Consider the following 12,313-nt stretch of genomic DNA (forward strand, 5'->3'; position numbering starts at 1 on the left):
TTTAACTAGAGGAGGATGATCTTGTTGGAGAGAAAAGTTTTACTGGTATCTTCATTACCAGAATATGAAGAAGAGATTGGCCGATTGCTATGGTGTTTAGAGGATGTTCGACGTACTATCATAACTAGATTAATTGGAATCAGCCAAAGTTTAATTGACAGGAAATTAGGTGAAAGGCAATCAATTGGGACTCTTTTGTATCACATTGCATTGATTGAGGCAGATTGGTTATATGCAGAAGTACTTGAAACAGATTGGGATCCTGAAATTAGCGCATTATTTCCTTTAGAACATCGAACTGACGGCAATTTATCTCACTTTGAGGGAGAAAGTATAGAGGAACATTTTTACCGCCTTAATAAGGTACGTGAAGTATTTCTTTCCCACTTCCGTTCAATGGACCTATCCGATTGGCGTAAACCGAGAGTACTTGAACATTATGACGTCACGCCTGAGTGGGTTGTTTACCATTTGATTGAACATGAATCACATCATAGAGGGCAAATTTTCCAAATGCTTCGGGAATTACGAAATGATAAGTGTTAAAGAGAGGATACTTATAATCCCTCTTGAATTAACGGACTGGCTTTAGTTAATTATTAAATCAATAAATGATGTTTAAGAACCATTTGCTTTTTATTCCACAATTATAGATAAATCAAATCGTGTAGTTATCCATTTACTGTGATTTAAAGAATCTAAACGAGATGAAACAATGGGTTGTAGAACGCGAGCAAGAGTTGCAAGATGAATAAACGCAAAAAGTCCGTTACCTGTTTTATTAAGGTAACGGGCTTCATCTTTCCTTAATTAATTGTTCCACTGATTGTTACATACCCCAACTTGCCAGCATTGATTATTTTGGATGCAGCAATTTCATCAGCACCTAAAGAAGTATATTTGTCACTTACAAAACGCCAGCCAGCCTCATTGCTATTAGACTGCTGAGGCTGGGCATACAACAAATAACCTTTCTGTAGCAAATCATTCATAGCTTGTCTCATAGCACTTTCCGTTCCGTAACATCCAGACTGAATGCGGAAGGCTTCAGCGCCATCTGCTATGTTATAACCGATGGAACCAGACGGTACCGGCTCGCCTCCTCATTCAAGAATTTGCTTAATACGCAGCACCAATCGCAGAACATGGTTTTTTTTGAACTCTTTTCCGTTTACGGCACCAGCATCATGTCCCCCATGTCCAGCATCCAAACATACAGTACCGTTTGGCTTGCCAAGTGATTTCAAGGCTGCCCGGATAGCTGATGCATATGTTGAATATAAGCCTCTACGATAAGGGATTCTGGCTGTGTTCCGTTTTCATTAAAATTCAATTGCCCTGTAGTTTGCCCATTAACCATCTTTATGCCCCCTCAAAATGTGGTAAAGAAAAGGTGTGTATAATTTTGCTCCATTGAGGAGGTTGCCTGTTATGGTGCTGGGCTTTTTTGTGCTTATTTATTTTTAATCTGTTCTTTCATAGCAATAAACTCTGCTTGTGCCAATAAAACTAATTTCTGAGCTTCTTTTAAAGTCTGTTCATGAATCTGCACTTTTCCTTTTTCATGTTGTTGCAGTAGAAAACATGCTCCTAATAAATTCATTTGAAATTCCCTCTTCCAATACATAATCCTCCCTTTCCTTAAAAATAGAATAAGCATAAAAAACGCTTATTTACAGGAGATTGAGTTGAATACAAGGGTAAAATAATATTTTTTGATTAATAGGCTTTTAATCATGATGATTATTATAAAAAATGATCAAAAATATGTATTATACAACTTCCTCCTTTCCTACTCTTTGCTGATTTAGTCAGTGTGTTTTTAAAGATTGTGAGCATGTCAGGATTACTTGTTAAAGGCTGAAGTTCATTCAAATCTTTGATTTCTTTGTACTCCAATCCATTTGCTAATAACTCTTCTTCAGTCGAACCATAATAGGCTCCTAAATTACTTGTCACTTCCCATTCTTCCTCAACAAAAACTACCCCTTTTTGTTTGCCACCTATTAAATTTATAGAAAATAAGTAGACTCTCATTTGTAAAACCCCCTTGTTTTTTAAAATGTTAAATGTTCTAAATTAATTTAATAGCTCCTTTCATAAGCTAATTATCATTCTCGAATTATGGGGTAGTTATCTCGCTATGTCAACCGCATTTACATGGATAATTCCAACATGTTATTTCTAAAAATTTTTCCTTTTCTAATACCTTTCTGGTACGAGCTGAAACAATTTTACTCATTGCTAACTGCTTATATATATTTAAATTTTTGTTCTTACACTTCGGGCATTGTTCATATTCTATTTTCTCATCACCTGTACTACGCAATTTGTTTCTTATGCTCCGATACTCTTGCTACCTAAAAATCCATTCTTTCTCTTCGGCAGCTTATCAGCATATTCCAAATCCATCACGATCAGCGCCATATCAATCGGTTTAATTCGAAGCTTGTTGCAAATATACTCATGATCGTAACCCTTGTTCCAAAGCTCCAGCAGCTTATTAATCGTACTGTCCGGGAAATCGAGACGCACATCATCATGCACCTCAGACGTGAAGAGGAAGTGTCGTCCTTTCATCACCCTGCCATCACCTCCACCGTTACTTCTGCCCTTGGCTGCATGCCGTAGAATTTCCGTACAATCAACTCAACAATCCGTGCATCATCATTCCAGATGATCTTGCTGGAGCCGTCCTTGATGCCCTTTACCAAGTTGTCACAGTCCGGTTTTTTCGTTGGTCTTAATTTCCCGCTCGCTATAAGTGCCTGTTTTGGCTTTGTATGGAGATTCTTTGGAAGAACCAAATAACATCCACCGTTAGCTTTATTGCCCCGGAAATAGGCTCCTGTGGTTTGTTATCCCATGCTACTAACTTGACCAGCTCTTTGTATGATTTCGATTTAGGAGCGTCGTGTGTACGGACACCCTTTCCTACCCTGCTAAACCTTGGGCGTTTCTGTGCTTGTACTGTCCCTGGTACTGTAAATTGAATCATTATAATCCACCTCTGAAGTTAGAAATCATATTTGTACCTCCAGCAGCTTATTAAATGCTTCTACATCTCCTTTATCAAGCGCCATATCAATTGCATGCTCTTTGTTCATTGTCAGCAGATCTTCAAGCAGCAGCTCTACTTCTAATCCACGAATGAAAGCATCCTCCTTCACGTTCAGCTCATCCATCTCTTGAAGAATGGCATCCCATTCAGTGAGCTTATTGATTCTTACCAACTCATTGATTTTAAGTTTCACATCCATATGATTAGTGATAGAAAGGATGCTCATTGTATCAACCCGGATCACCCGTTTAATGCTGTCTTGCATGCCGACCATCACCCGGTCAGAGTAATTATGAATCATTAGAGAGATATTTTTACCATTAACTTTCCTACGGTTATGCGTTTAACTTATCCAACATCTTTTGTCGTTCAGCTTCAAAATCTAAAACTCGTGCTGTGAAGGAAGACTGTCCAGGAGTCAATACTTCCTGCTTATGCTTACCAAACCATTCAGGAACTACTTCCTGACGACCACGTTTATAAGGTATGTTATGCCTCTGGGCTTCGAATTGGGCCCTTCATGCCTCAGCTTGCTCGACTGTTTTAATCTTTTTATTAGCCCAGTTTTTCAAGATGCCTTCAACATAGCTCCAGCTGACTTTGTTACTTTCGATGGCTAATTGCATCGCATATACAACTAGCTCGTATAATACGCCCTTAATCTAATTTAGGCCTGTGAAATGAATGATGGAAGAAAAAATATCAAATCCCTTTTGCTCATAAAAATTGAATGGATCATTTTTTGAACGTCTACTTCTTCAACAACAGGCGCAGCTAATTTTGCTTATTATTGTTCTTTTTAGATAAGCTTTTTACCTTTAGTGAATCAATAAAGTTACACCTTGGAATTACCAGCTTTCAAATTTGGCTTAAAAAACTAACCCTCTAAAAACATTTTAAACGTCACTGTTGCTTCATTTCGCTCCCCCACCATGGTATAATGGAAATATTGTGGATTAAACAGCAAACGTTTAAAGCAATTAGTAGATAAACAAGGAGGAACTACCATGATTCAAGTTAGTGGCGTAGGTCTTCGCTATGGCGACCGTAAATTATTTGAAGATGTAAACATTAAATTTACTCCAGGCAACTGTTACGGCCTGATCGGTGCAAATGGTGCCGGTAAATCAACATTCCTAAAAATTTTAGCAGGTGATATCGAGGCACAGGAAGGCCATGTATCGATGGGGAAAGATGAGCGCTTGTCTGTGCTTCGCCAAAACCATTTCGAATATGATGAGTTTTCTGTACTGGATACTGTCATTATGGGGAACAAACGCCTTTATGAAGTAAAAACAGAAAAAGATGCTATTTATATGAAAGAGGATTTTTCCGACGAAGACGGCATGCGTGCTGCTGAGTTGGAAGGAGAGTTTGCAGAACTAAACGGTTGGGAAGCTGAATCGGAAGCGGCAACTCTTTTAAATGGTCTTGGAATCGGTGATGAGTTTCATTACATGCTGATGAAAGACTTGGAAGGTTCAGATAAAGTCAAAGTATTGCTTGCCCAAGCATTATTCGGCAAACCGGATGTTCTATTACTCGATGAGCCTACCAACCACCTTGACTTAAAAGCAATCCAATGGCTTGAAGAATTTTTGATCAACTTTGAAAACACAGTCATCGTTGTTTCCCATGACCGTCACTTCCTAAATAAAGTATGTACACACATTGCGGATCTTGACTTCGGGAAAATCAAGCTGTACGTTGGGAACTATGACTTCTGGTATGAATCTTCTCAACTAGCATTGAAAATGGCGCAGGATCAAAATAAGAAAAAAGAAGAGAAAATCAAAGAATTACAAGCCTTTGTGGCGCGCTTCTCTGCTAATGCTTCTAAATCGAAGCAAGCGACAAGCCGTAAGAAAATGCTTGAAAAAATCGAGCTGGATGATATTCGTCCATCAAGCCGTAAATACCCGTTCATCAACTTCCAAATTGGGCGTGAAATTGGGAACGACGTGCTGACAGTCGATGGTCTCTCAGCTTCTCTCGACGGTGAAACGTTGTTCAAAGACATCCGTTTCACGATGAACAAGGAAGATAAAATTGTATTTCTAGGCTCTCCATTAGCTAAAACGGCTTTATTTGATATTTTGATGGATCGTCGAGAGGCGGATGCCGGTACATTCAAATGGGGCGTGACAACTTCACAAAGCTATTTTGAAAACGACCATGAGCAGTACTTCACAGGTTCTGAAAAGACATTGGTAGATTGGCTTCGCCAGTACTCTCCGGATGACGAAACAGAAAGCTTCCTTCGCGGCTTCCTAGGTCGTATGCTGTTTTCTGGTGAAGAAGTGAAAAAATCACCTGCTGTATTATCAGGTGGTGAGAAAGTGCGTTGTATGCTTTCTAAAATGATGCTTTCTAACTCAAATGTGTTGATTTTGGATGAACCGACAAACCACTTGGATCTTGAATCAATCCAAGCATTGAATGAAGGCTTAATCCGCTACAAGGGTGCGATGCTTTTCACATCGCATGACCATCAGTTCATTCAAACAATTGCAAACCGCGTTATTGAAATCCGCGAAGACGGTACCATTCTTGATAAGCAATTAACGTATGATGAGTTCTTAGAGTGGAAAGAAAGTCAGGGTTTAAAATAATATCGCTCCCTCCTTTCGTTATAACCACATAAATTAGCATTTTTTCAGAGAGGCCTCTTTCATGGAGGTCTCTTTTCATTTTTCCCAGTCGAAATTTTCATTAGAAACTTCCTTCCCATTCACAATGCATGCCTTATTCTATATAATGGTACATATCAATTTGCCTCTGTAGCTTTAGAAGGGAAGAGCGCCGGAAAACAATGTAGCAACCGGGTCGCAAGGCAAGGGTTTCAGAAGCACCGAAAAGCAAATGAGCTGAGGCAGGTGAAATTCCTAGCCGGTGAAAGTCCGTAGGGAAGCGTGTTCCCCCTAGCCTATGCTTACGAAAGGAGTGCGGGTTCGAATCCCGTCAGAGGCATTTATTTACTGTGTTTATTATTGAAAAAACAACTGGTGAATTTACGAACAGTCGAATTATAAAATTTTAATAATTATTTTGGCCAACATCCCTTTTCTTTTTTACTGCCCAAAGCCCTAACCACTACTTTCACTTATACATATACTGAAGAAAAAGGGAAAAGGAGAGTAGAGACATTGGCAAAAAAAAGCAGCAGCAATAGTAATGAAACGGCCGATGCTCCGATAAATAAAGAGGTCGTGGCAATAGATTTAGCCATTATGTCTAACATCATTGGAATGCTCAGCCAAATGATCGGTCTATTTTCTTTAGTTTTACAAGCAGAAGTAATACAAGAGGATGAAAAGGAAGAAGCAATGCTCAGTGCAAACAGAGGTTCGAACAGCAGCCGTCCCAACTCCGAAATCAGCCCTGAGCGCTTTAAAAAGCTTGAAAAGCAGGTCATGTATTTATCAAAGGAGATGGAAAGACTTAAAAAATAGCTTGGACTTCGGCCTCGTTAAATACATAGGCTGAGTATGACGCTAAAAGACTGAATTCTAAACGCTACTATTCAGCCTCCTTGCTGTTGCCTTTCTTCTCTTTCCTTCCACTATTCTATAAAAGCCAAAGTTACCTCGTGCCCTTTTAGGCCTTCTCCTTTTTATCCTTTATACTATTAAATATAGGACCGTAGGATATCCTAATTGCGTCTAACGGGCAATCTCTATAGAAAAATAATACCTTCAAGCTTAGTGATTTCCTAAATGAGATAATTTCTTATTGGAATAAATTTATAGGATACACAAACTTACCCTTATAACAAAATAGAGGTGGCATAATGAGATTTAATGGCTATCAAAAAAAATTCCGCTTCTGTGTACCCGGGTACCGGTATTGCGGGCCTGGCTGTTCAGGACCCGGGGCACCAACAAATGCTGTCGACTCCTGCTGCTATCAGCATGACTTGTGCTATCAAAAAGTGGGAGATAAAAGATTTTGTGATCAGCAATTCCAGCGCTGCTTGGCTCCTAAAATAAATCCCTACACTAAAGAAGGAAGGGATGCAGCGCTTTTTTCTAAATTTATTGGGTTGAAGGGTTTCTTTTTTTAAGCCATCCACACTTTCAGCTAACATTTATCAGCTGCGCTCACCAAGAAGAAAGCCGCTGCTTCCTTATTCAAAAAAGTGGCGGCTGTTCTTTTTAACTTCGTTACGCTGCATATTATTTTTCATTTCCAGCATTTCAGAAATTGTAACAAATTTATATCCTTGCTTTTTCAGTGATGGTAAAATTTCCTTTAATGCTTCTACTGTTTGGGTACGGTTAGACCCCCCGTCATGAAATAGGATAACGTCTCCCGGTTTTGTCCCATTTAGGACTTTCTTTACGATTTTATTTACGCCGGGATTTTTCCAATCCTGGGTATCCTGATGCCAAGACCATATGATGACGGTAAAACCATGCTTTACTGCTACATCAATCATACCATCCGTATATATACCCCCGACAGGACGAAATAGCTTAGGCTTATACCCAGTGATGCTGTAAATGATGTCATTGGTCTGTTGTATTTCTTCTTCTATTTTTTCTAATGTCGTCTTCAAGGGATGTGTATACGTATGATTAGCTAATTCATGTCCCTCTTCAAATTGACGGAGAACAACTTCTGGGTATTTCTCCGCGCTTTTTCCGATCACAAAAAAGGTTGCCTTTGCGTCATATTCTTCCAGTAAATCCAGCACCTGATTTGTATATTTGTCATCTGGCCCATCATCAAATGTAATCGCAATAACCTTTTCCTGTGTTTGAATATCCCATAATACTTCGCCGGTCTCTTCATAATAACGCCTGCCCTTGTCAGCGTACGTATGAAAACCAATGAAAAATACAGCGATGAAACAAATAAAGCCCGACAAAACAAAGATGGATCTACGTTTCACTGCATCACTTCCTACAATCGGTTATTTTCATTCCTACATGTATTCTTTATTATCTGCAAGTTACATAAAAAAACTCCTTGATAAGAATGGCTATATAAATGAGGAATTTCCAATAATCATTCCTGACGCTTTAAAGACAAGCAGTTTGTATCATTAATTTTATAGAAACTGTCTTCGACGCTTTCTTGATAAGGAGCTATTAAAGCGCATTATAAATGGAGCTGGGAGATTCATATGAAAATCTATTATGCCGTTACATATATCTCCTAGACTTCAGCCTCCTTATTTCCTAAAGGATGAATCACTTCCTTTCTTTTATCCATACTACTTATGTTGAAAATACACTGAACCAACAGGTGAGAATTTCGTTTGTCTCTACAATATTGGTTTATTGGAAATGAATAAGGAGGAAGCGGAATGTATTATTACAAAGAGGAATTAATCAATATTATTAAGCCGGATAAACCTGACCCTGCCGCTGCAAGAGTGCTACAAGAGATTTTAGGAGGCCATTTTGGCGAAATGCGCACGATGATGCAATTTTTCTTCCAGAGCTCCAATTTCAGAGGAAAAGAATTACAGTTCCGTGATTTGCTGCGCGGTATTTTCTTGGAAGAAATTGCTCACGTTGAACTTGTACAAAACACAATCAACCAGTTATTAAACGGCTCTGGAGAGACTGCTAAGCCTGGTAACAGCGGTGCAGACGGTGCCCCATTAGAAGAGGCAATCAAGCAAGCTAATACTAACCCTCACCATTTTATTATCGGTGCACAAGCCTCCCTTCCGGTAGATGCTGCAGGGCTGCCGTGGAATGGTTCCTGGGTATATGCACACGGCAACCTGATTGCCGACCTGCTGGACAACCTTGTTCTTGAGTCAACAGGAGTTCTGCAAAAGACACGCATTTATGAAATGAGCTCCAACCAGACATTCAGGGAAACGCTTGCATTTTTAATCGTACGTGATAATGCCCACCAAAATGCCTTTGCGAAGGCACTTGAAACACTTGGTGTAGATTGGGGCAAAATCCTCCCTATTCCAAACTACGATATCAATAAATACCCTGAATGCCGGAAATTTGTTGATATGGGCTACCATAACATGATGTTTGATTTCCGCCTTGACCAGAGCCGTATAGCTGAAATTTTCCAGGGCACTTCGCCAAGCCGAAATGAAGGGACTCTACAGGTTACGCAGCCGCCACAAGGCTTCCCTGTACCTGTTATGCCGGCGATGCCAAATGAACATAGCCCAGGTCTTGCCGATTTAGACCGGTAATAACAAAAACAATCCCCGCTTACCTTGTTGGGGATTGTTTGTTTGATAAGAAATAATTTCCCTTCCTCATCAGTGGACTAATATCTATGCTCCCCTAACCACTTAGTGATTTTTTCTACAAAGGAAATTCGGTAGCCGACGGGCAGCGTTTCCATATTAGTCAGAGTTAAACCTTTCCGATCATATATTTTTTCTGTATGAACCAGTTCATATCCTTCCATTTCCACAGCTGTTACTGTACCGTTTACTAATTGAAGAAATGCCTCTAACGGAAGGCGGTAAATACCATCTAATTCTTCCTCCTGAATCGTAAATTGATCAAAACCACCTTTACCTATATAACCAAACACATGGGCAAATTCATAATCTTTAATAGAAGTATTTTCAATTTTATAAGGGATCATTCCGAGTGGATGTAAGTCGCAAAAAGCTGTTGGCAGGCCCAGCTCTTCCTGCAGCTCCCGTATGCCGTCCTCAATTCCTTCATGTGATAATAAATGACCGGCTGCCGTAATATCAAATTGCCGCGGGTAATCCTTTTTCCTTTTACTGCGAAGCTGAAGGTATATATACCATTCCTCCTCTATCCATTCTATAACCCAACAATGAAATACCTCATGCCAGTAGCCAAAATGATGCGCTTCATCCCTGAGGGCTACGCCTATTTGCTTGTAATCCTCCGTAAAAATCTTTAGTTTTTCCATTCTATCCTCCAATATGTATTAATAAGAAATCAATGACTGCTCTTCAAGCAATTGAATCGTTTGCTTATGTTTGCTGTATTCAATGATTTGCTTCTTTATATTTGGATAGAGAACAATCGTATGCAAATCCTCTAGCCGAACCCACCTTACCCCTGTCTGATGTTTATCAGGAGAAGAAGGCATTTGCGGAACTTGGCCTTCTTTCAGCCTGCATTCAAAAATCGTTGTTAATGAGTGAACAGGGCCATATTTTTCTTTATGTAAATGTGGAGCATATTCATATAGAAACACCACTTCCCCAACTTCTATTTCTACAGAAGCTTCCTCGCTTGCCTCTCTCTTTATTGCCTCCTTCAGTGTTTCGCCTGCTTCTACACCTCCTCCCGGCAAATTATAATGTGTACCGTTTTCATCTGTAAATTCTATTAATAATACCGCCTGTTCTTTCACGATTAACGCACTGCTTCTTACTCGTATTGGATACAAGTTATTTCCCTCCCGCTGTTTACTTTTATGTACTTTTAATGCTGTCTAACGCCAATTAGAGGTTAAAAGTAAATCCTTCCTTTCTAATACGATAACCCATTTTGGAAAAACTGTCATTTTAGGGGATATATTTAAATGACATTTATACAGTACAATAATAGGGGACAAATAAGTTTTATTATCCCTCCATTTTTCGCCATGGCATAATCACGGAAACAGGAAGGAATACTAAATGAATAGTACATATATAGATGAAAAGCAAAAGACTTCTTCATGGAATGATAAGGGGGCGCAAGCTGTGAAAGCCATTAACTTGATTTCGTTGCTGAATGCACAGACTGATGTAGGCGATTTAAGCTTTAAAAAGTATGTAAGCAGTTTTGGAATAAATCCGCACATTCGGATGAATGAACTGGCTGATTTGCAATCGCTTGTAGATACACTGCGGGATTATACCCCATTTACATATATTTTTAATAATTTCTTTGTTGGTTTCATGATTAACCAGATTGGCAAGGAATTCGATTTACTGCGGATCGGTACAAACAGTGTCATCAATATTGAATTAAAGCGGAAAAGTACAGATGAAAAAATTACAAAGCAATTAATACAAAATGAATACTATTTAAAATTCCTCGATGTAGAGCTGTATCACTTTACGTATGTTTCATCGACAGAAAAGCTTTATATGCTGATTGATTCCGAGCGGATTGAGGAAGTGGAATTTCATGTGTTAATTGACCGGCTGCGGGAACAGCGTCTTCTGGAAATAGATAACCTTCATCACCTGTTTGACCCAATCAATTATTTAGTTTCACCTTTCGAATCACCTGAAGCCTTTTTAAAGGATGAATATTTCCTTACGGCTCAGCAAAGCACGTTTAAGCGGGAGATGCTGGAGATGATACCCGCTGATATACCACTGTTCGTTTCCATTGAAGGAGGTCCTGGCACCGGCAAAACACTATTGCTTTATGATATCGCAAAGAATTATATCCGGAAATCACACGGTGTAAAGATTTTTCACTGCGGAAAGCTGAATGCCGGGCAAGAAAAGCTAAAGAAAGATTACGGCTGGTCTATTGAGTCAATTTCATACAATGGAAAAACTCCTTTTACAACTAATCAGGATTGGGGTATATATGATGTCATTATTTTCGATGAGGCACAACGATTAGATAAACAGCAGCTCATTGCGTTCCTCGATCAAATACTAGCCATTCCGATAATGTGTATTTTCTCCTTTGACAGACAGCAGTATTTAACCTCCGAAGAACTGGACAATAACATACCAGGCTATATAGAGGAACGTCTGCATCCAAAGCGTTATGAATTAAAAAATATTATCCGCTGCAGTAAAGAAATACAGGCATTTATCACTAATTTATTTGACTTGGTAAAACAATCGACGAATCAAAAATATATGAATATTAGCACACAATACTTTTCCTCCTATGATTCTGCCGGCAGCTATCTCCACTACTTGCATGAGGAAGGCTGGAAGGTGCTCGATTTGATTCCTTCAAACACTCCGCCTGATAGTCCGGGGGAAAACAGCTTTTATGAAATCATTGGACAGGATTACGAGGAAGTTGCCGTTATTATTGACGAATCCTTTTTTTACAATGATCAAAATAAGCTGTCCTACAGAGAAACAGAGAAACGGCTGAAATACCATAAAACAAAGGTCCTTTTCCAAAATGTGACACGCGCAAGAAGGAAGCTGCATCTTGTCATAATCAATAATCCAGAAGTATTGGAAAAGGTGTTGAATATATTGGCGTGACGATATGTGAAAACAGCAATCCATTTGCATAATTTCCGCCTTATCAAACCAAAGTAAGGATGGTGATACTTCACCATCAACTACTAACGATGGAGGGATCT

General features: G+C 39.2%; 15 protein-coding genes and 1 pseudogene. 6 read left to right on the forward strand and 10 right to left on the reverse strand.

Annotation, left to right across the window (positions count from 1 at the left end; all coding sequences use genetic code 11):
- Nucleotides 1-24 precede the first annotated feature (24 nt).
- Entirely contained in the window at nucleotides 25-546 is a 522-nt protein-coding gene (locus BOD01S_RS05135; RefSeq protein WP_036158845.1) for a DinB family protein, read from the forward strand.
- 260 nt (nucleotides 547-806) lie between these two features.
- Here the strand turns inward: BOD01S_RS05135 and BOD01S_RS05140 are convergent, their stop codons facing one another.
- From BOD01S_RS05140 to BOD01S_RS22480, 7 genes and pseudogenes are all read right to left on the reverse strand, one after another.
- Nucleotides 807-992: a hypothetical protein gene (locus BOD01S_RS05140; protein ID WP_036158843.1), complete on the reverse strand. Its 186-nt coding sequence runs from the start codon at nucleotides 990-992 to the stop codon at nucleotides 807-809.
- 461 nt (nucleotides 993-1,453) lie between these two features.
- Complete coding sequence (locus BOD01S_RS22855; protein ID WP_156117067.1) at nucleotides 1,454-1,603, reverse strand: hypothetical protein; 150 nt, start codon at nucleotides 1,601-1,603, stop codon at nucleotides 1,454-1,456.
- Nucleotides 1,604-1,746: 143 nt separating this feature from the next.
- Entirely contained in the window at nucleotides 1,747-2,037 is a 291-nt protein-coding gene (locus tag BOD01S_RS05145) for a hypothetical protein (protein ID WP_174523065.1), read from the reverse strand.
- A 300-nt stretch (nucleotides 2,038-2,337) separates the two neighbouring features.
- Nucleotides 2,338-2,583 carry a hypothetical protein gene (locus tag BOD01S_RS05150; RefSeq protein WP_143815024.1) on the reverse strand — a complete coding sequence of 82 codons (246 nt, stop codon included), beginning with the start codon at nucleotides 2,581-2,583 and terminating at the stop codon, nucleotides 2,338-2,340.
- Nucleotides 2,580-2,998, reverse strand: a pseudogene (locus tag BOD01S_RS23970) (RusA family crossover junction endodeoxyribonuclease). The gene BOD01S_RS05150 and the pseudogene BOD01S_RS23970 overlap by 4 nt, the downstream one beginning before the upstream one ends.
- Before the next feature lie 25 nt (nucleotides 2,999-3,023).
- The gene (locus BOD01S_RS05160) at nucleotides 3,024-3,362 is read right to left on the reverse strand and encodes a hypothetical protein (protein WP_036158840.1); all 339 of its coding nucleotides are present in this window, start codon (nucleotides 3,360-3,362) and stop codon (nucleotides 3,024-3,026) included.
- Nucleotides 3,363-3,579: 217 nt separating this feature from the next.
- Nucleotides 3,580-3,723 (reverse strand): DnaD domain-containing protein, encoded by a 144-nt coding sequence (locus BOD01S_RS22480; RefSeq protein ID WP_269845631.1) that lies wholly within the window; start codon nucleotides 3,721-3,723, stop codon nucleotides 3,580-3,582.
- Between the two features lie 345 nt (nucleotides 3,724-4,068).
- Here BOD01S_RS22480 and BOD01S_RS05165 point away from each other — a divergent pair, with 345 nt between their 5' ends.
- The 3 genes from BOD01S_RS05165 (at nucleotide 4,069) to BOD01S_RS05175 (ending at nucleotide 7,124) form a co-directional block, all read left to right on the forward strand.
- On the forward strand, nucleotides 4,069-5,673 hold the full coding sequence (locus BOD01S_RS05165) for an ABC-F family ATP-binding cassette domain-containing protein (RefSeq protein ID WP_036158837.1): 1,605 nt from the start codon (nucleotides 4,069-4,071) through the stop codon (nucleotides 5,671-5,673).
- Nucleotides 5,674-6,207: 534 nt separating this feature from the next.
- Entirely contained in the window at nucleotides 6,208-6,513 is a 306-nt protein-coding gene (locus BOD01S_RS05170) for a hypothetical protein (protein ID WP_036158834.1), read from the forward strand.
- A 338-nt stretch (nucleotides 6,514-6,851) separates the two neighbouring features.
- Nucleotides 6,852-7,124: a Parvovirus coat protein VP1-like protein gene (locus BOD01S_RS05175; protein ID WP_081978053.1), complete on the forward strand. Its 273-nt coding sequence runs from the start codon at nucleotides 6,852-6,854 to the stop codon at nucleotides 7,122-7,124.
- 63 nt (nucleotides 7,125-7,187) lie between these two features.
- Here BOD01S_RS05175 and BOD01S_RS05180 read toward each other — a convergent pair whose 3' ends face one another.
- The gene (locus tag BOD01S_RS05180) at nucleotides 7,188-7,955 is read right to left on the reverse strand and encodes a polysaccharide deacetylase family protein (protein ID WP_036158829.1); all 768 of its coding nucleotides are present in this window, start codon (nucleotides 7,953-7,955) and stop codon (nucleotides 7,188-7,190) included.
- A gap of 417 nt (nucleotides 7,956-8,372) precedes the next feature.
- Between BOD01S_RS05180 and BOD01S_RS05185 the strand changes: the two genes are divergently transcribed.
- Entirely contained in the window at nucleotides 8,373-9,236 is an 864-nt protein-coding gene (locus BOD01S_RS05185; protein ID WP_036158825.1) for a manganese catalase family protein, read from the forward strand.
- 77 nt (nucleotides 9,237-9,313) lie between these two features.
- Here the strand turns inward: BOD01S_RS05185 and BOD01S_RS05190 are convergent, their stop codons facing one another.
- The gene (locus BOD01S_RS05190) at nucleotides 9,314-9,940 is read right to left on the reverse strand and encodes an NUDIX hydrolase (protein WP_036158821.1); all 627 of its coding nucleotides are present in this window, start codon (nucleotides 9,938-9,940) and stop codon (nucleotides 9,314-9,316) included.
- Between the two features lie 18 nt (nucleotides 9,941-9,958).
- On the reverse strand, nucleotides 9,959-10,426 hold the full coding sequence (locus BOD01S_RS05195) for an NUDIX domain-containing protein (protein WP_036158818.1): 468 nt from the start codon (nucleotides 10,424-10,426) through the stop codon (nucleotides 9,959-9,961).
- A gap of 232 nt (nucleotides 10,427-10,658) precedes the next feature.
- On the opposite strand from BOD01S_RS05195, the gene BOD01S_RS05200 reads away from it, so the two are divergent.
- Complete coding sequence (locus tag BOD01S_RS05200) at nucleotides 10,659-12,212, forward strand: DNA/RNA helicase domain-containing protein (protein ID WP_233153049.1); 1,554 nt, start codon at nucleotides 10,659-10,661, stop codon at nucleotides 12,210-12,212.
- The last annotated feature ends 101 nt before the right edge of the window (nucleotides 12,213-12,313 follow it).

It is taken from the genome of Lysinibacillus odysseyi 34hs-1 = NBRC 100172, assembly GCF_001591965.1.
Taxonomy (GTDB): domain Bacteria; phylum Bacillota; class Bacilli; order Bacillales_A; family Planococcaceae; genus Lysinibacillus_B; species Lysinibacillus_B odysseyi.